The organism is Streptomyces aureus, assembly GCF_000725495.1.
Classification (GTDB): Bacteria; Actinomycetota; Actinomycetes; order Streptomycetales; family Streptomycetaceae; genus Streptomyces; species Streptomyces aureus_B.
This window is the reverse complement of sequence record NZ_JNZD01000005.1, coordinates 485,694-503,843: the sequence shown is the minus strand read 5'-3', so window position 1 is coordinate 503,843 and position 18,150 is coordinate 485,694. Positions and strand designations below refer to the sequence as shown.

The 18,150-nt window shown below is 71.1% G+C and carries 18 protein-coding genes and 1 riboswitch; of the genes, 9 read left to right on the top strand and 9 right to left on the bottom strand.

Annotated features, from left to right (window positions below; all coding sequences use genetic code 11):
• Positions 1 to 90: 90 nt before the first annotated feature.
• The 3 genes from sugE to IO36_RS12120 form a co-directional block, all read right to left on the bottom strand.
• A complete protein-coding gene (sugE, locus tag IO36_RS12130; RefSeq protein ID WP_037619178.1) occupies positions 91 to 411 on the bottom strand; it encodes a quaternary ammonium compound efflux SMR transporter SugE in 321 nt (106 codons plus the stop codon).
• A gap of 37 nt (positions 412 to 448) precedes the next feature.
• Positions 449 to 519, bottom strand: a riboswitch (guanidine-III (ykkC-III) riboswitch).
• A 49-nt stretch (positions 520 to 568) separates the two neighbouring features.
• On the bottom strand, positions 569 to 871 hold the full coding sequence (locus tag IO36_RS12125) for a GroES family chaperonin (protein WP_103554526.1): 303 nt from the start codon (positions 869 to 871) through the stop codon (positions 569 to 571).
• A gap of 97 nt (positions 872 to 968) precedes the next feature.
• The gene (locus IO36_RS12120; protein ID WP_037619173.1) at positions 969 to 1,307 is read right to left on the bottom strand and encodes a DUF3618 domain-containing protein; all 339 of its coding nucleotides are present in this window, start codon (positions 1,305 to 1,307) and stop codon (positions 969 to 971) included.
• Between the two features lie 133 nt (positions 1,308 to 1,440).
• On the opposite strand from IO36_RS12120, the gene bcp reads away from it, so the two are divergent.
• Complete coding sequence (bcp, locus tag IO36_RS12115; protein ID WP_037619171.1) at positions 1,441 to 1,908, top strand: thioredoxin-dependent thiol peroxidase; 468 nt, start codon at positions 1,441 to 1,443, stop codon at positions 1,906 to 1,908.
• Positions 1,909 to 2,068: 160 nt separating this feature from the next.
• Here bcp and IO36_RS12110 read toward each other — a convergent pair whose 3' ends face one another.
• Positions 2,069 to 4,660: a transglycosylase domain-containing protein gene (locus IO36_RS12110; protein WP_037619169.1), complete on the bottom strand. Its 2,592-nt coding sequence runs from the start codon at positions 4,658 to 4,660 to the stop codon at positions 2,069 to 2,071.
• Positions 4,661 to 4,859: 199 nt separating this feature from the next.
• On the opposite strand from IO36_RS12110, the gene IO36_RS12105 reads away from it, so the two are divergent.
• The 4 genes from IO36_RS12105 to IO36_RS12090 all read left to right on the top strand — a co-directional run bounded on the left by IO36_RS12105 (position 4,860) and on the right by IO36_RS12090 (position 8,505).
• Entirely contained in the window at positions 4,860 to 5,660 is an 801-nt protein-coding gene (locus tag IO36_RS12105) for an ABC transporter permease (protein ID WP_037619168.1), read from the top strand.
• Between the two features lie 46 nt (positions 5,661 to 5,706).
• The gene (locus tag IO36_RS12100) at positions 5,707 to 6,555 is read left to right on the top strand and encodes an ABC transporter permease (RefSeq protein WP_037619490.1); all 849 of its coding nucleotides are present in this window, start codon (positions 5,707 to 5,709) and stop codon (positions 6,553 to 6,555) included.
• Between the two features lie 16 nt (positions 6,556 to 6,571).
• Positions 6,572 to 7,582 (top strand): ABC transporter ATP-binding protein, encoded by a 1,011-nt coding sequence (locus IO36_RS12095; protein ID WP_051900351.1) that lies wholly within the window; start codon positions 6,572 to 6,574, stop codon positions 7,580 to 7,582.
• A 62-nt stretch (positions 7,583 to 7,644) separates the two neighbouring features.
• Complete coding sequence (locus tag IO36_RS12090) at positions 7,645 to 8,505, top strand: DUF1707 SHOCT-like domain-containing protein (RefSeq protein ID WP_037619167.1); 861 nt, start codon at positions 7,645 to 7,647, stop codon at positions 8,503 to 8,505.
• Positions 8,506 to 8,632: 127 nt separating this feature from the next.
• Here the strand turns inward: IO36_RS12090 and IO36_RS12085 are convergent, their stop codons facing one another.
• Positions 8,633 to 9,961, bottom strand: a complete 1,329-nt coding sequence (locus IO36_RS12085; RefSeq protein WP_037619166.1) for an SGNH/GDSL hydrolase family protein — start codon at positions 9,959 to 9,961, stop codon at positions 8,633 to 8,635.
• A 253-nt stretch (positions 9,962 to 10,214) separates the two neighbouring features.
• On the opposite strand from IO36_RS12085, the gene IO36_RS12080 reads away from it, so the two are divergent.
• The 3 genes from IO36_RS12080 (at position 10,215) to IO36_RS12070 (ending at position 13,891) form a co-directional block, all read left to right on the top strand.
• Positions 10,215 to 11,675 (top strand): DUF445 domain-containing protein, encoded by a 1,461-nt coding sequence (locus tag IO36_RS12080; protein WP_245173226.1) that lies wholly within the window; start codon positions 10,215 to 10,217, stop codon positions 11,673 to 11,675.
• 91 nt (positions 11,676 to 11,766) lie between these two features.
• Positions 11,767 to 13,281, top strand: a complete 1,515-nt coding sequence (locus IO36_RS12075; protein ID WP_037619165.1) for an MFS transporter — start codon at positions 11,767 to 11,769, stop codon at positions 13,279 to 13,281.
• Positions 13,282 to 13,417: 136 nt separating this feature from the next.
• Positions 13,418 to 13,891, top strand: a complete 474-nt coding sequence (locus IO36_RS12070) for a hypothetical protein (protein WP_037619164.1) — start codon at positions 13,418 to 13,420, stop codon at positions 13,889 to 13,891.
• 92 nt (positions 13,892 to 13,983) lie between these two features.
• Here the strand turns inward: IO36_RS12070 and IO36_RS12065 are convergent, their stop codons facing one another.
• Positions 13,984 to 14,493, bottom strand: coding sequence for a hypothetical protein (locus IO36_RS12065; RefSeq protein ID WP_037619163.1), 510 nt, complete (start codon positions 14,491 to 14,493; stop codon positions 13,984 to 13,986).
• A 77-nt stretch (positions 14,494 to 14,570) separates the two neighbouring features.
• Positions 14,571 to 15,065, bottom strand: a complete 495-nt coding sequence (locus tag IO36_RS12060; RefSeq protein WP_037619162.1) for a DUF2269 family protein — start codon at positions 15,063 to 15,065, stop codon at positions 14,571 to 14,573.
• 228 nt (positions 15,066 to 15,293) lie between these two features.
• Between IO36_RS12060 and IO36_RS12055 the strand changes: the two genes are divergently transcribed.
• Positions 15,294 to 16,259, top strand: a complete 966-nt coding sequence (locus tag IO36_RS12055; protein ID WP_037619160.1) for a GlxA family transcriptional regulator — start codon at positions 15,294 to 15,296, stop codon at positions 16,257 to 16,259.
• A 72-nt stretch (positions 16,260 to 16,331) separates the two neighbouring features.
• On the opposite strand, the gene IO36_RS12050 is transcribed toward IO36_RS12055, so the two are convergent.
• The gene (locus tag IO36_RS12050) at positions 16,332 to 16,634 is read right to left on the bottom strand and encodes a hypothetical protein (protein ID WP_037619158.1); all 303 of its coding nucleotides are present in this window, start codon (positions 16,632 to 16,634) and stop codon (positions 16,332 to 16,334) included.
• 154 nt (positions 16,635 to 16,788) lie between these two features.
• On the bottom strand, positions 16,789 to 18,144 hold the full coding sequence (locus IO36_RS12045; RefSeq protein ID WP_037619157.1) for a DNA cytosine methyltransferase: 1,356 nt from the start codon (positions 18,142 to 18,144) through the stop codon (positions 16,789 to 16,791).
• Positions 18,145 to 18,150 lie beyond the last annotated feature (6 nt).

Genomic DNA, 18,150 nt, shown 5'->3' with positions numbered 1-18,150 from the left:
CCGTCCTCGATCGCGCGTTCGCGATCTCGTACGGGCTAACGAACCGGTTATCGGACGGTTACGCCTCGTGAGGGATCTGGAGAGGGCGGGTCAGTGGCCCGAGGTTGCCTTCAGGCCTATCACCGATACCAGGAGCAGGCCGATGAAGAAGATGCGGGCGGCCGTCGCCGGTTCGCCGAGGACGAGCATGCCCAGGATCGCGGCGCCCGCCGCGCCGATGCCGACCCAGACGCCGTACGCCGTGCCGATGGGCAGGGACTTCGCGGCGTAGGAGAGGAGGACCATGCTCGCGACGATGCCCGCGCCGGTGAGGATGCTGGGGACCGGGCGCGTGAAGCCGTCCGTGTACTTCATTCCGATCGACCAGCCGACTTCGAGCATTCCGGCGACGATCAGCAGGACCCAGGCCATGGGAGGTACCTCCGGGAGACGAGACGACGGCATCAGGGGTGCGTCGTCTTTGCTGAAGCCCGGTACGGCGCGTCTCGTCGGGGTCCCTCCACCGTAGCAAGGAATGGCGAAAGGGGCCGGTGACCATGGTCACCAGCCCCTTCCGGACGCGTACGCCCTACAAATAAAGGCCGGTCGAGTCCTCGGACCCCTCGAAGCGGTCCGCGGCGACGGCGTGCAGATCCCGCTCGCGCATCAGCACGTAGGCGATCCCCCGGACCTCGACCTCGGCCCGGTCCTCGGGGTCGTACAGGACCCGGTCGCCCGGCTCCACCGTACGGACGTTCTGCCCGACCGCGACGACGTCGGCCCAGGCGAGCCGGCGGCCCACGGCCGCGGTCGCGGGGATCAGGATGCCGCCGCCGGAGCGCCTCTCGCCCTCGGCGGCGTCCTGCCGTACCAGCACCCGGTCGTGCAGCATCCGGATGGGCAGCTTGTCGTCATGGGGGCTGTGCGTTTCACGGTTGGCGCTCACGCCCTGAACCTACCTGTCCCGGTCCGTTTCGGGGGCCGTCGGGTCAGCCCTTGCGCCGTCGCGTCCCCATCACGAGCAGGCCCACGAGCCCGGCCGCGACGAGCGCCACCGGCACGATGCGCTCCAGCCGGGGCGCCCCGTCCTCCGTGACGAACTGGCCCTTCACGTCGCCGACGACACGGTTCACGCCGACGTAGGCGCGGCCGAGCGTGTGGTCGATGTTCGAGGCGACCTTGGCCTTGGCGTCACCGACGATCGTCTTGGGGTGCACCCGTACGCCGATCTCGTCGAGCGTGTCGGCGAGGGTTGTGCGGCGGTGCTTGATGTCCGCCTCGATCTGCGCCGGAGTCCTGGTATCCGGCGTTCTCGACGTATCCGACACCGCGCTGCCTCCGTGGTCGTGTTGTGACTCCCTGATTCGGACAGTCTGTCAGTTCGTCCCGGACCGCACCCCTCGGCACCCCCCATTACGCTCTTTCCGTATCCATTCCTTCCCCCGGCCACGTGAGGTTCCGATGAGCGAGCGACTCCAGCCCGGCGACACCGCCCCCGCCTTCACCCTGCCCGACGCCGACGGCAACGAGGTCTCCCTGGCCGACCACAAGGGCCGCAAGGTCATCGTCTACTTCTACCCGGCCGCGCTGACACCTGGCTGCACGAAGCAGGCCTGTGACTTCACGGACAACCTCGACCTGCTGGCGGGCGCGGGCTACGACGTGATCGGTGTCTCCCCGGACAAGCCCGAGAAGCTGGCGAAGTTCCGTGAGAAGGAGTCGCTGAAGGTGACCTTGGTCGGCGACCCGGACAAGACGGTCCTGGAGGCGTACGGGGCCTTCGGGGAGAAGAAGCTGTACGGCAAGACGGTCGTCGGTGTCATCCGGTCCACGGTGGTCGTGGACGAGGAGGGCAAGGTCGAGCGTGCGCTGTACAACGTGAAGGCGACCGGGCACGTGGCGAAGATCATCAAGGATCTGGGGATCTGAGGACCTGGGGATCTGAGGACCTGGGGATCTGAGGACCTGAGGACCTGAGGACCTGAGGTTCTGACCGCGGGGCGGGGGCCGGGGCGTGCGTCCCCAGCGCCCGCCCCGACGCATCGTGCGCCGGCGCCGCCCCGCCGGGAGCGCCGGCCCGCTCACCCGTTCAGTGCCGGCTCCTGGGTGTGAGGCCGCTCGTCGGTCCCGTCGTCGTGCCGGTGCCGGTGCCCTGGGTGGTGCCCGGGCCGGCCGTGGTGCCCGTCGTGCCGCTTCCGGCCGTCGTGGGTCCGGTGGCTCCGCCGCCCGTGGTGGTCCCGCCGGTGCGGGTGCCGCCCGGGTGTGTGCCGCCGGATGTGCCTGTCCCGGAGCCTCCGGAGCCGCCGCCCGTGCCTCCGGTCCGGCCGTGGTCCGGTTCCCGGCTCTGGCCCCGGCCCGGGGTCCTGCCGTGCGTGGGCGCCGGCCTGCTGCCGTTGGCGCCGCCCTGGGTGTACCCGTCCTGGCCGCCGTTCGCGGTGCCGCCGTCCTGGCCGCCGGGGCTCTCGGAGGCGCTCGGGTCCCAGGCGGGCTCCTCCGGTTCCTCGGCGCCGGGCTGGAGCTGGAGGTCGAAGTCCGCCACGTCGGTCCCCTCCAGGGCGTCCTGGGTGAACTGGGCCCAGATCTGCGCGGGGTAGCCGCCGCCGTTGATGCGGGCCTGGCCGAGGGCGCCGTACAGGGACTTGTGGGCGCCGGTGTCGGGGTCCTGGCCCATCACGGCGACGACGGTGGCGAGGTCGGGGGTGTAGCCCGCGAACCACGCGGCGGTGTCCTCCTCCGCGGTGCCGGTCTTGCCCGCGGCGGGCCGGCCGGCGTTCTGCGCGGCCTGTCCGGTGCCGCCGTCGACGACGCCCTGGAGCATGTCCGTGGTCGTGTCGGCGGCCTCGCGGCTGACGGCCTGCCGGTCGCTCGCCGTGCTGTCCTCGGCGGGCAGCGGTACGGACTCCGAGCCGTCCTTGGTGATCTTCTCGACGAGGGTGTAGGCGCCGTGCCTGCCGTGGTTGGCGAGGGTGGCGTACGCCTCGGCCATGTCGAGGACGCTGGCGGTGGCCGGGCCGAGCGCGATGGAGGGGGAGGCGGTCAGGTCGGGGGTGCCGGCGGGCAGGCCGAGGGCGACGGCGGTCCGTTCCACGTTGGCGGGGCCGACGTCGACGGCCATCTGCGCGTACACCGAGTTGACCGACCTGTCGGTGGCGGTGCGCACGGAGATGTCGCCGTACGATTCGCCGTCCTCGTTCTCCGGGGCGTAGCCGCTGCCGTTCCAGCCCTGTACGGGGCGCTGGTCGGTGCCGTCGTAGACGGTGTTCGGGGTGATGGTGCGGCCGTCCTGGGTCAGTGAGCCGTTCTGGACGGCGGAGGCGAAGACGAAGGGCTTGAAGGTGGAGCCGACCTGGTAGTCGCGGCGGGTGGCGTTGTTGACGTACTGCCGGGTGTAGTCGATGCCGCCGTACATGGCGAGGACCTTGCCGCTGGCGGGGTCGATGGCGACGCCGCCGGCGCGGACGTAGGTGTCCACCTTGCGGTTCTTCTTGTCGAGCTGGTCCATCACCTGGTCGTTGACGGCCTTCACGAAGGCGTCCTGCTTGGGTTTCTGCAGGGTGGTGGTGATGCGGAAGCCGCCGCGGGTGAGCGTGTCCTCGTCGAGGATGCGGTGGGAGGTCAGATAGGCGGTCACGGCCTGGACGAGGTAGCCGCGCTGGCCGGACAGGCCGGCCGATCCCTTGGCCTGGTGGGGCACGGGGAAGGTGACCTCGGCGCGGGCGGCCCGGGTCAGCCACTTCTGTTTGACCATGCCGTCGAGGACGTAGTTCCAGCGGGCGAGGGCCCCGGCCCTGTTCTCGGGGTGGGCGATCACGTCGTACTCGCTGGGGGCGTTGAGCAGGGCGGCGAGGTAGGCGCCCTGGCCGACGGTGAGGCTGCGGGCGTTGACGCCGTAGTAGGCCTGGGCGGCGGCCTGGATGCCGTAGGCGTTGCGGCCGTAGTAGCTGGTGTTGAGGTAGCCCTCGAGGATCTCGTCCTTGCTCTTCTCCCGGTCGAGCTTCACGGAGATGAAGAACTCCTTCACCTTGCGGGTGACGGTCTGTTCCTGGCCGAGGTAGTAGTTCTTGACGTACTGCTGGGTGATGGTCGAGCCGGACTGCCTGCCCTTGCCGGTGACGGTGTTCCAGCCGGCGCGGAGCATCGCCTTGGGGTCGATGGCGGACTCGCTGTAGAAGTCGCGGTCCTCGGCGGCGAGGGTGGCGTGCTGGGCGTCCTTGGAGATGTGCTCCAGGGCGACGTTCTCGCGGTTGACGTCGCCGTCGCGGGCGAGCTGGCTGCCGTCGGCGTACAGGAAGACGTTGCTCTGTTTGACGGCGGCGGCGTTCGCGGAGGGGATCTGGACGAGGAAGTAGCCGAGGGCGAAGAGGCCCACGATCAGCAGGGCCGCGCCGAGGAGGGTGCCGAGCAGTATGCGCCAGGTCGGGACGAGTCTGCGCAGGCCTGTCCGCTTGGGCCGGGGCTTGCGCTTCGACTTCGCCTTGGTCTTCTGCTTCGTCGCCGGCTTCCGCGGGCCGTCGGGCCCGCCCGCTCCCGGCCCGGCTCCCGGCCCTGTTCCTGGCCCCGCTCCCGGCCCCGGCCGCGGGCCCGTCTGCGGTCCCGCAGGGGAGGCCGGATCCGGGCGGGGGCCCGGTCCCGGTTCCCTGGAGGCCCAGCCCTGGCTGCGCTGCTGCGGCTCGTCGCTCATCTGTTCGCCGGACTCCCGTTTCGATCCGTACGGTCCTGTACGCCCTCATATGCGTGGTGCGCCCGTATTGAAGTGTCTCGCACCATGTGTTCCGTTCGCCGATCCCGGCACGCGTCGCGCCGGAAAATGCCTGGCGTGCCTCGCCGGGCCGGGGCTAGGCTCCTGCGCTTTGGCTCAACGCGGAGGAAAGGGACGGGTTGTGGGCACGGCGCGGTTGTACGCGGCTGTCGCGGGCAGCGGGTTCCGGCGGTACGCCACCTATCGGGTCGCGACCGCCGCGGGCGTCTTCACCAACACCGTCTTCGGGCTGATCCTGGCGTATCTGTTCATCGCGCTGTGGGACAGCAAGCCGCACCTCGGGGGCTACGACCAGGCGCAGGCGCTGACCTATGTGTGGGTGAGCCAGGGGCTCTTGATGGTGGTCGCGATGATGGGCGGCGGCTTCGAGGACGAACTGATCGAACGCATCCGTACGGGTGACATCGCGATCGATCTGTACCGGCCGGCAGATCTCCAGCTGTGGTGGCTGGCGCAGGACATGGGCCGGGCGCTGTTCCATCTGCTGGGCCGCGGGGTGGTCCCGCTCCTGTTCGGCGCGCTCGTCTTCGACCTGGCGCTGCCCTCGGACCCGCTGACGTGGCTCGCCTTCCTGGTCGCGGTCGCGCTCGGGGTGGCCGTCGGCTTCTCCATCCGCTTCCTGGTGGCGCTGTCGGCGTTCTGGCTGCTCGACGGTGCGGGGGTGGCGCAGCTGACCTCGATCGCGGGGATCTTCTGCTCGGGGATGCTGCTGCCGCTGAACGTGTTCCCGGGCGCGCTGGGCGAGGTCGTACGGGTGCTGCCGTGGGCGTCGCTGATCCAGGCGCCGGTGGACGTCCTGCTGGGCACGGCGGATCCGCTCGGCACGTACGCGCTCCAGGCCGCCTGGGCCATCGCCCTGCTGGCGGCCGGGCGGCTGGTCCAGTCGGTGGCGACGCGAAGGGTGGTGGTCCAGGGTGGCTGACCCGGTGAAGGCGGGCGGGACGGCGGTCCGCGAGACGGCGGTCCGTGTGGTGGACGTCCACCCGTTCGAGCGGCAGGGGGCGTACGAACGGCTGCGGGACGGGCTGCGGGCCTACCGGCTGATCACCGCGATGTGGATCCGCTCCACGATGGCCTACCGGGCCTCCTTCGCGATGACGGCCTTCGGCAACTTCGCGGCGACCGCCCTCGACTTCGCGGCGATCCTGCTGATGTTCTCGCGGGTCGACCGGCTCGGCGGCTACAGCCTGCCCGAGGTCGCCCTGCTCTACGGCGTGTCCGGGGTCGCGTTCGGGTTCGCGGACCTCGCCCTCGGGTCGATGGACCGGCTGGGGCGCCGGGTGCGCGACGGCACCCTGGACACCCTGCTGGTGCGTCCCGTGCCCGTGCTCGCGCAGGTGGCCGCGGACCGGTTCGCGCTGCGCCGCCTCGGCCGGATCACCCAGGGGCTGCTCGTCGTCGGGTACGCCCTCGCCGTCCTCGACATCCACTGGACGCCGCTCAAGGTGCTGCTGATGCCGGTGATGCTGCTGAGCGGCGCCGGGATCTTCTCGGCGGTGTTCGTGGCGGGCGCCGCCTTCCAGTTCGTCGCCCAGGACGCCTCCGAGGTGCAGAACTCGTTCACCTACGGCGGCAACACCCTCCTGCAGTACCCGCCGACCGTGTTCGCCAAGGACATGCTGCGCGGGGTGACCTTCGTCCTCCCGCTCGCCTTCGTCAACTGGCTGCCCGCGCTGTACGTGCTGGGGCGGCCCTATCCGCTCGACCTGCCGGAGTGGGTCGCGTTCGCACCCCCGGTCGTGGCGGCCCTGTGCTGCGCGCTGGCCGGGATCGCCTGGCGCGCGGGGCTGCGCGCCTACCGGAGCACGGGAAGTTAGGGGAACGGTCGTGGTCATGGCAACGGACGGGGAGACGGCAGCGCCGGGCGGGGAGCCGGCGCCGGAGGCTCCCCTGATCGAGCTCGACGGTGTCGAGAAGGTCTTCGACGTGCGCAGGAGGACGGGGTTCCTGCGCGGCGAGCGGCGGCAGGTCCGGGCCGTCGACTCGATCTCGTTCACCGTGCGGCGCGGTGAGATGGTCGGCTACATCGGCCCGAACGGCGCCGGGAAGTCGACCACGATCAAGATGCTCACCGGCATCCTCACCCCGTCCGGCGGCCGGCTGCGGGTCGCCGGTCTCGACCCGTCGCGCGAGCGCACCCGGGTGGCGCGCCGGATCGGGGTCGTGTTCGGGCAGCGGACGACGCTGTGGTGGGACCTGCCGCTGATCGACTCGTACCGGCTGATGCACCGGATGTACCGGGTGCCGGACGCGCGGTTCCGGGAGAACCTCGACCGCTGTGTCGAACTCCTGGAGCTGGGGGAGCTGCTGGAGGTGCCGGTGCGCCAGCTGTCGCTGGGGCAGCGGATGCGCGGCGACATCGCGGCGGCCCTGTTGCACGATCCCGAGGTGCTCTACCTCGACGAGCCGACGATCGGGCTCGACGTGGTCAGCAAGGTGCGGGTGCGGGAGTTCCTGCGGGACCTGAACGCCGAACGGGGCACGACCGTCCTGCTCACCACGCACGACCTCACCGACATCGAGCAGCTCTGCCGGCGGGTGATGGTCATCGACCACGGGCGGCTGATGTACGACGGGGCGCTGAGCGGGCTGCACGCGGTGGGGGAGAGCGAGCGGACCCTGGTGGTGGACCTGGAGCGCGAACTGCCGCCGATCGAGGCGGAGTCGGCGCGGGTGGTGAAGGTGGAGGGACCGCGCCAGTGGCTGGCGTTCCCGGCCGGGACGTCGGCGGCCCCGCTGGTGGCGCGGATCGCGGCGGACTATCCGCTGGTGGACCTGTCGGTGCGGGAGCCGGACATCGAGGCGGTCATCAGCCGTATGTACGCGGGGAAAGCGGTCTCTTAGACGGCCAAATGCGGGGGCGGGCCGGATAGCCCGCGGGCGGGGGACCTCGTAGGCTGCTGTCCATGACCGACGAACTCCCGGAGCTGCGTGCCTCCGACGCCGATCGTGAACGAGTCGCCGAACAGCTGAGGGACGCCCTCGCGGAGGGCCGTCTCGACATGGAGGAGTTCGAGGAGCGGCTGGAGGCGACGTACGCGGCCCGTACCTACGGGGAGTTGACGCCGATCACCCGCGATCTGCCCGGCGCGGCGGAGAGCCCTCGGATATCCATGGTGAAGCAGCCGCTGGACGACGGGAGTTGGGGCTCGCGGATCGTGGGCGGCGAGGGATCGTCCTCGTGGGGCGTGGCGGTGCTGTCGGGCTTCGAGCGCAAGGGCCGCTGGACGATGCCGAAGCGCTTCAACTGCTTCGCCTTCATGGGCGGCGGCGAGATCGACCTGCGCGAGGCGAACTTCGCGGACCGCGAGGTCGTCGTCAACTGCGTCGCCGTCATGGGCGGGTTGAACGTGATCGTGCCGCCCGGGGTCGAGGTCGTCGTCCGCGGCATCGGCATCATGGGCGGTTTCGACCACCGTGAGGAGGGCCGGCCGGGCGACCCCGGCGCGCCCAGGGTGGTCGTCACGGGCTTCGCGTTCTGGGGCGGTGTCGGCGTGGAGCGCAAGCTCACCCGTGCCGAGCGCCAGCGCATCAAGGAGGAGCGCCGCCAGGAGAAGCTGGAGCGCCGGGAGGCCCGCAAGGAGTTGCAGGGCTCGCGGGGTGGCGGTCTCGACGACATGTACGACGCGCTCGACGAGGCCCGCGACCTGATGCGTGAGCGGCACGAGGAGCGCCGTGAGCGTCATGAGGAGCGCCGGCTGCGCCACGAGGAGCGCCGGGAGCGGCACCGAGAGCGCCGCGAGGACCGGCGGCGCGGGGACTACTGAGCTTCCCGGCGGTGACGCCGGTCGGCGCGCCGCCGGACCGGTCTCGCGCGACGCCGGCCGGTCCAGGCGGCATCGCGGGCCCGGAAGGCGCCACCACCGGCCGGACGGCGCCGCCGCTCCCGCCGGACTACAGGTCCGCGGGTACCGGTCCCTTCAGGGCCTTGAGGTCGAAGACCTCGGCCATCCGCCGGAACCCCTTGTCACTGGGGTGCAGGTGGTCGCCCGAGTCGTAGTCGGGACGCAGCCGGCGCGGGTCGTAGGGGTCGCGCAGGGCCGCGTCGAAGTCGACGTAGGCGTCGTACACCTTCCCGGCCCGGATCTCCGCGTTCACGGCCTGGCGCACGGCCTCCCGCGCGGGTGTGGATCCGCGGTGCCCCTGGAAGGGCATGAGGGTGGCGCCGACGACCCGCAGTCCCCGGGCGTGCGCCTCGCGTACGAGGGTCCGCAGGCCGTCGGTCACGGTGGTCGGGTCGACCTGGGCCGGGTTGCGCAGGATGTCGTTGACGCCGAGGTCGACGACGACGGCCTTGACGTTCGTGCGGTCGAGCACGTCCCGTCCGAACCGGCTCAGTCCGCTGGGGTTGTCGGCCGGCCGGCCGGACCCCGCGGCGAGGATCTGGTTCCCGCTGATGCCCTGGTTGACGACGCTGTAGCGGGGTGTGTCCCCGGAACCGGCCGAGGCGTGCAGCCGTTCGGCGAGGACGTCCGTCCAGCGGCGGTCGGCGCCGACGGTGGAGGTGATGCCGTCGGTGAGCGAGTCGCCGAGGGCGACGACGGTGCCGGTGGCCTCGTCGCTGAGGACGTCGAGCGCGGTCAGATAGCGCCAGTAGGGGCTCTGTTCGGTGTACGCGGCGGCGCTCAAGTCCTCGGTGCGGTCGCCGTCGGCGACGTAGGAGATCTGCTGGGCGCGCGGGTGGTAGGTGACCGGGCCGGACGGGGTCGGCGAGTACGTCGTGACGAGGACGTCCACGCCGTGCGGGATGCGGACGCGCACGGCGTCGCTCATCACCTGTCCGCCGGCCGGGACCGTGACCGTCGGGACGCCGTTGAACGTGAGACGGCGCATGGTGTCGGCCGTGGCGGCGGCGTTGTTCGCGGTCGCGGCGACGGCGATCGTGGCGTGTGTGATGACCAGCGGGGACTGCCCGTAGAGATTGGACAGCGTGATACGGGCACTCGTACCCCCGGCGGCCGTGTGCACGACGTTGCGCACGGAGCGGCCCGCGAGTCCGTCCGGCTCCGTGCCGGGCTCGGCTCCGGCCGGGGAGGTGGACCAGGCGCCGACCCAGGTGCCGGTCGAGGCGGGGGCGGCGTCGTGCGACGTGTGGCCACTGGCGACGGTGGCCTTGGCGCCGGTGCCGTCGTCGGCCGCGACGCCGATGTATATGGCTGCGGAAAGGACCACGACCACGGCAAGGATCGCGGCGAGCAGGGCATAACCGTGACGCTTGGTCATGCGGTGCGTGTCTCCTCGGACGAGGGAGCCCGAGGCTCCGGTTGTGATCACTCCATGATGCGTCATGGGGTGCGAGGGCTCGGACGCGCCCCCCGGGCGCCGTGGGAGTGCGCCCCTTAGGGGTCCCCCTGGTCGATTCCCCATCCGCACAGACGCCGGGAACTCCCGCGGCGTTCCAGGAGTCGGTGAGGAAGTGAGGGAGAAAGGGACAATGAGTACGGGGCGCGAGCCGGCCTGCGAACGGGTGGAGTGAATGGAACGCACGAATTCGGGTGACGCGGACGGCACGGAACAGCATGCCCGTGCCGCCACCGCCGCGAACGCCGGGGAGCCCGGGAGGGCTTCGGGCGGCGGTACACCGGCCGGTACGGAGGGCGCGGCCGGCGTGAAGGGCGTGGCCGGCACGGAGGGCGCGGCCGGCCGGACGGCCCCCGTCCCGCCGGGCCGGGCGATGAACACCTTCAGCCCGGCCGACGAGGAGAAGCGGCGCGGCGTGCGCCGGATGAAGGCGACCGCCACCGGGCTGCTGCTGTTCGTCGCCCTCGTCTACGTCCTGGCCAAGGTGGCCGAGGGCGCGGGCGCCGGCCCCTGGGCGGGCTATGTCGCGGCGGCGGCCGAGGCGGGCATGGTCGGCGCGCTCGCCGACTGGTTCGCCGTCACGGCCCTGTTCCGGCATCCGCTCGGCCTGCCCATCCCGCACACCGCGATCATCCCGACGAAGAAGGACCAGCTCGGTGTCTCGCTGGGCGAGTTCGTCGGCGAGAACTTCCTCTCCGAGGAGGTCGTCCGGCAGCGGCTGCGCGCGGTGGGCATCGGCAGCAGGCTCGGCGTCTGGCTCGCCGACCCCGAGCACGCCGACCGGGTCACCGCCGAACTGGCCGCCGCCCTCAGGGGCGCGCTGACCGTACTGCGCGACTCCGACGTGCAGGCCGTCGTCGGCGAGGCCATCACCCGTCGCGCGGACGCCCAGGAGATCGCGCCCGGCATGGGCAAGATGCTGGAGAAGATCGTCGTGGACGGCGGCCACAGACGGTTCGTCGACCTGGTCGTCTCCCGGGCCCACGACTGGCTGGTGTTCCACGATGCCCAGGTGATGGACGCCGTCCAGGGCGGCGCTCCCGGATGGACGCCCCGCTTCGTCGACAGGAAGGTCGGCGAGCGGGTCTACAAGGAACTGCTGCGCTTCGTCACCGAGATGCGCGACTCCCCGTCGCACCCGGCCCGCGGCGCACTGGACCGGTTCCTCACCGACTTCGCCGCCGACCTCCAGTCCGACACCGACACCCGGGCCCGCGTGGAGCGCCTCAAGGGCGAGGTGCTGGGCCGCGGCGAGGTCCAGGATCTGATCGCCTCCGCGTGGACGGCCGTACGGTCGATGATCGTGTCCGCGGCCGAGGACGAGCGCAGTGAACTACGGCTGCGCGTACGGGCCTCGCTGCTCTCCCTCGGCGCCCGGATGGCCACCGAGCCCAAGCTCCAGGCCAAGGTGGACAGCTGGGTCGAGGGTGCCGCCGTCTACGTCGTGACGACGTACCGCAAGGAGATCACCTCGCTCATCACGGACACCGTCGCGGGCTGGGACGCCGAGCACACCACCCGGAAGATCGAGGCGCACATCGGCCGTGACCTGCAGTTCATCCGGATCAACGGCACGGTGGTCGGCTCCCTGGCCGGACTGCTGATCTACGTGGTGTCGCGGGCGCTGGGGGCTTAGCCGGCCCAAGGGTGGGCACCCGGACGGAGTTCGTCCGAAGGCCCGAGGGGTGGGCACCCGGACGAGGTTCGTCCGACGGAGAGGGAACCTCATGCCCGCCGCAGCCTCACCAGCTCCCGTCCCCGCTGCCACCGGCACGGTCACCACCGACGTGCCGTCCCGGCTGGACCGGCTGCCGTGGTCACGCTGGCACTGGATGATCGTGATCGGCCTGGGAACCGTCTGGATCCTGGACGGTCTCGAGGTCACCACCGTCGGCAGCATCGCGGGCCGGCTCTCCGAGCCCGGCAGCGGTCTGTCCATCACCTCGGCGCAGGTCACCGGTATCGCGGCGGCGCTCTATGTGGCCGGTGCCTGCGCGGGCGCCCTGTTCTTCGGGTGGCTGACGGACCGGTACGGCCGCAAGAAGCTCTTCATGATCACGCTCGCGGTGTATCTCTCGGCGACCGCGCTGACCGCCCTGTCGTTCGGCCCCTGGTGGTTCTTCACCTTCCGCTTCCTCACCGGCTTCGGCATCGGCGGCGAGTACGCGGCCATCAACTCGGCGATCGACGAGCTCATCCCGGCCCGGTTCCGCGGTCGGGTCGACCTCATCATCAACGGCACCTACTGGCTCGGCGCGATCGGCGGCGCACTGCTGTCGATCGTCATGCTGAACACGAGCATCTTCCCCAAGGACATCGGCTGGCGGCTGACGTTCGGCCTCGGCGTGGTCCTCGGACTCGTGATCCTGCTGGTCAGGCGGCACGTTCCGGAGAGCCCGCGCTGGCAGTTCATCCACGGCCGCGGTGAGCAGGCCGAGGAACTCGTGAGCTCCGTGGAGGAGGAGATCGAGGAGGAACGGGGTGAACCGCTGCCACGGGCCGAGGGCGAGATCACCATCGAGCAGCGCAAGAGCATCGGCTTCGGCCTCATCGCGAAGACGGTCTTCGGGAAGTACCCGAAACGGGCCGTCCTCGGCCTCGCCCTCTTCGTCGGCCAGGCCTTCCTCTACAACGCGATCACCTTCGGGTTCGGCGCCATCCTCACCACGTTCTTCGACGTGCCCACCGGCTCCACCGGCTACTACTTCGCCGTCATCGCGGCCGGCAACCTCCTCGGCCCGCTGCTGCTCGGCAAGCTCTTCGACACCCTCGGCCGACGGGTGATGATCTCCTCGACCTATCTGCTCTCGGGTTCGCTGCTGTTCGTCACCGCCTGGCTCTTCGACCAGGGCTCCCTGGACGCGGTGACGATGACGGCATGCTGGTGCGTGGTCCTGTTCTTCGCCTCCGCGGGCGCCTCCAGCGCGTATCTGACGGTCTCCGAGATCTTCCCCATGGAGACCCGCGCGATGGCCATCGCCTTCTTCTACGCCATCGGCACCGCGGCCGGCGGCATCAGCGGCCCGCTGGTCTTCGCCGACCTCACGAAGTCCGGGGTCGTCGGCGACACGGTCCTCGCGTTCCAGATCGGCGCCTCCCTGATGTGCGCCGCGGGCCTGGTCGCCGCGTTCCTCGCGGTCAAGGCCGAGCGCCGCTCCCTGGAGGACATCGCCGCGCCCCTGTCGACGGCCACCGGGAAGGCCGGTGCCACGCCGTCGACGTCCACGGCCCAGGCGACGTGATCCGGCGGACCGTCACGTACGAGCGGCCGGACCCGGTTCGCCGTACGGGAGAACATGTCCGTTCTCGCCCGCGGGGCGCGGCTTCTGAGTACGCGTACTCTGTCGCGGCCCCGCCGGGCACGGAACCCTCGTACGCATGACCGAGAAACTGCTCCGCCCCTTGCGAACGCGCCCCTGGCCGGAACGCTGGCTGACGCGTGTACTCGGCGCCGCCCTCTCCTGCGCGGCGTACCTCGTCTGTCTCCCCTGGGACCTGCGCAACCGCCCCTCGTCACCCGGCTCCCTCGTGGAGACCACCCCGGTGACGGGCATGGGCGTGCTCGCCCTCGCCGCGGTCCTGCTGCTCCTGGCCGTCCACTTCGGGCTCCGGGACGCGCTCGCCTGGCCCCTGCTCCTGGTCGCCGCACCACCGGCGGTCCTGCTCTACGTGTCCCTGCGGACCCATCCCGGCCCGCCCGACGGCTTCGCCGACGCCTGGCCGCTGACCTGGGCGGCCGTGACGCTGCTCGGAGCGGCCGCGGTGCTGGTCGCGGGCGCGGTAGCACGGCAGTTCAGGACGGACCTGGTGGACGCGGCGGAGGAGGAACTGTCCTTGGCCGGCCGGTGGTGAGAGAGGCGAGCCGGATCGGGGCCCCGCGGTGGGCGACCCGGTCCGGCTCGGCGTCCCGCGATGGGCGACCCGGTCCGGCCGGGGGTCGGTTCCTACTGGCCGTAGAAGTACCGCGTGCCCTTCTCGTTGAAGTACGAGGCGTAGACGCGCCCGAGCATCGGCTTGCCGCGGTACATGCCCACGTACTGGCGTGAACTGTCGACCACGACGGGCCGGGTCATGCAGGCGAACTTCACCCGCTGCTGGGCCTCGGCCCACTGCACGGCCGCCGGGTCGACCCGGTCGCTGACCAGCAGCGGGAAGGCGCCGATGCCGTTCTGGAAGCCGACGGGCAGACCGCCCTTGTTGTCCTTGGCGTACTTCATCACCTGGTCGGTGAACCCGGAGATGGCCTGCACGGTTATCTCCGGAACGGCCGCGGCCACCGTGAAGAGGTGCAGTTTCGTCCCCATCCACCGCATCCGGAACTCGCCCCGGCGCCCCACCAGGACGGGCACCCCGGCCCAGTCGTCCCATCGTGTCTCACAGCCGTCGGCAGTCAACTGCTGCTCCACGAAGGTCAGGTACGTGCTCGCCGCGGACGGCTGCTGATTGGCTTCCATGGCGGGATCCTAGGGTCCCGGGCCACGGGCCGGAACGGGTGGGGAGGGTTCCGCTCCGGATGTACGCCGGGATCCGGCTAGGCGCCCGTCGTGGAACCGGGCCGGATGATCATCAAGACGGTGACGGTGGCCCACAGCAGGTTGAAGATCCCGGTGAACATCGCGAGCCGGACGGTCACCGCGCGGTCGGCCACCGCCCGTTCGGGCACCGCCTCGCTGAGCGTCTCCTGCTTCTCGTAGCCCTCCAGGATCGCGCTCTGCCGGGGCAGGACCAGCGCGGCGAGGACCACGGCGGCGAGCGCGGTCAGCCCGATCGAGACGATCAGCCAGGTGTCCCCGAGAACGCCCATGTCGCTCGCGGTGGCGAACCCGAAAACGGGGACGGCGACGCCCGCCACGGCGTACACCTGGCAGATGCGGTGCAGCAGCCGGACGGTGGCGAGGGCGCTCGTGTCGTCCGGGGCGTCGAGCACCTTGCGCGCGGCGGGCGGGAACATGCTCGCGGCGACGGTGACGGGCCCGATGGCGACGATCGCGGCGATGACGTGGACGGCGAGGAGGAACTTGGTCACGGGGTGACGTTAGGCGCCCGGTGGATCACCGAGAAGTGGCACTTTTGCCAGTCCTCAACGGATTCCCGCCACCACCCGGCTGACCGGCAGACTCGCTCCGAGCACCCGACGGAAGGCCGCTGACCAGCACACATGACTCCCACTCGGCGGCTGACCCCCTGACCGGTACCCACCCGGAACCCTCCCTGCACGGGTGACGAGAACCCGTCGGATGCCTACGCTCTGGTCATGCACACCGTGGCCGTACTGGCGCTCGACCAGGTCATCCCCTTCGATCTCGCCGCCCCGATCGACACCTTCGGCTGGGCGCGGCTGCCCGACGGCCGCCCCGCGTACCGGACCCGGGTGTGCTCGGCCACGGCGGGCGCGGAGGTGAGCGCGGGCGCGTTCACGCTGCGGGCGCCCCACGGCCTGGAGGCGCTCGCGGAGGCGGACACGATCGTCGTTCCGGGCGTCGCTGACCCGTCCGCGCCGCTGCCGCCGGGCGTAGCGGAGGCGCTGCGATCGGCTTACGCGAACGGCACCCGGATCGCGTCGATCTGCGTCGGCGCCTTCGTCCTGGCCGCCACCGGCCTGCTGGACGGTCTGCGCGCGACCACGCACTGGGTCGCGGCCGCGGAACTGGCGTCCCGGCACCCGGAGGTGACCGTGGACCCGAACGTGCTCTACGTCGACAACGGGCAGGTCCTGACGTCGGCGGGCGCGTCGGCGGCGCTGGACATGTGCCTGCACATGATCCGCAAGGATCACGGCTCCGCCGTCGCCGCGCACGCCGCCCGCCTGTCCGTGATGCCCCTCGAACGCGAGGGGGGCCAGGCCCAGTTCATCGTCCACACCCAGCCGCCGGCACCGGCGGGCACGGCCATGGAGCCGCTGCTCGACTGGCTGGAGGAGAACGCGGACCGGGAGCTGACCCTGGAGGACATCGCGGTCCACGCCGGGATGAGCACCCGCACCCTCAACCGCCGCTTCCGCGAACAGACCGGCACGACCCCGCTCCAGTGGCTGCACCGGGCCCGGGTCCGCCGGGCCCAGTACCTCCTGGAGACGACCACGTACCCGGTGGAACGCATCGCGGCCCAGGCGGGCTTCGGCTCCCCGACGGCATTCCGCGACCGCTTCAAACGAGTGGTGGGAACGAGCCCGTACGCGTACCGGAGGGCATTCCGGGGGACGGAGGAACGCGCGTCGTAAGGCGGGGGTGCGAGCCCGCCCCGGCTCCGGCGCGCCGCGCAGCCCTGGCTGCCCTGCGGTGCCCGGCCCGGATCAGCCGCGTCGGTCGGCCACGGCCCAGGAGGCGAGGGCCATGGCGCCGGCGACACCGAAGACGGCGGGCCAGGCGCCGACCTTCTTGGCCAGGGGGTGCGACCCGGCGAACGCGGCGACGTACCCGGCGGTCAGGGCCCCGGCGGCCACGCCTCCGGCCTCCTGCTTCCACTGCCGCGCGGCGGCGACCCCGGCGGCGGCGAGCACGACCCCGCCGAGCTGCCGCTTCCTCGTCCACCGGGCGACGCCGTACCCACCGACAAGCCCCCCGGCGGCCACCACCGCGGCCGGAACCTTCGCCATCACTGCCTCCTAGTTCGTCCCCCGAGGCTAGCGCCCCGCCCCGGCGGAGCGGGCGCGCGGGTGGCTCCGAGGCGACCCTGCCTCCCGAAGGAGAGTGTGTCCGCCGGCACAGCCCCGGCGGCACGGTCGGGCGGCGATTCCTCAGCCGGGTCGGTCAGCCGCGCAGACAGGCGTGGATGGCCGAGGCGATGGCCGTACCGAGAGGAATGGGAACGGCGTTCCCGATCTGTCGGGCGATGTCGGTCTTCGAACCGCACCAGCGGAAGTCGAGGGGGAAGCCCTGTATCCGGGCAGCCTCGTAGTGGGTGATGGGCCGATCTGCGGTCGGGTGAAGGTAGCGGCCCTTCTCGGGCTTGAAGAACTCGGTTCGGATGGTTACCGACGGCTCGCCCATGCGTAGTCGACCCATGACGTCCCCGGTACCGGTGTTGTGCTTGTCCCAGCTTTCGGTGGAGAGGGGTTCGACAGGTGTCTTCACGCCCGGAGGATTCCCGGTTTCGAAGACATGGATTTCGCCGTTCCCGTCCACCGTGAACCATTTGTCGCGAAGATCCTTGCGGTTTCCGCCCGGAGGGATCGCTTTGTAGCGTGCTCGTGAAAGCGGTTCGGGGTTGCGTCCGAAATGGAGATCGCGGGTCGTGAAGATCCCGGGGACCACGGCGTCCACATCGTCGATGTCCTGCTTGCCGTCGGGGAGCTCGGTCCCCTGCAGGGGGAGTCGCTCCGACTCGTCGAAGACGCCTTCCACCGAGCGCCAGTAGGGTCGGCTCTCGACGCCGTCGAGGGGCTGGGCCGAGGGGCCGGCGGCGCCCTTCGGGCGTCGCACGTGGCTCACCGGGGGGTACGACATCGTACGATTTGCGCCGATGTCCCGACGGACGCCGATGACGATCGCGCGCCTCCGGGCCTGGGGTGCGCCGTAGTCGGCGGCATTGAGGAGGTAGCGCTTGTGCTTGCGCTCCTCGGTGTCGGTCGGTACATGACCGGGAGGATCGACCAGTTCGTACTCGCTCAACAGGCCGCCCTGTTTCACCTCGCTGAGCAGATTCTGGAATTCGTCCGACCTGAGAAAGCGATCGACATTCTCGATGACGAACACCTTCGGGCGAAGTTCCGCCACGATGTGAACGTATTCTTCCCACAGGCGGTTGCGTTCCACGCCCTTCTTGTTCCGGTTCAAGGCTGAAAAGCCCTGGCACGGAGGGCCTCCGACCACCACGTCCGGTCGGAGGGCGCGGGCGTCCTCCGACCGCTTCCACTCCTCGATGTCCTCGAGGTGCACGTGGGCTTCGGGAACGCTCTTGTCCGGGCGGTGGATCCCGAAGTTCACGGCGTAGGTGGCAGCCGCGGCGAGGTCGTGCTCGACCGCCGCGACACTGTGGAAAACGGGCCCGCCGTCCTTCGCCCCCTCGGGACGGAACTCGTGAAACCCCTGAGTGAAGCCGCCGCACCCACTGAACAGGTCGAGGACGGTGATGGGCCGGGGGTCGAGGGGGCGGGACGTGTGCATGGGCCG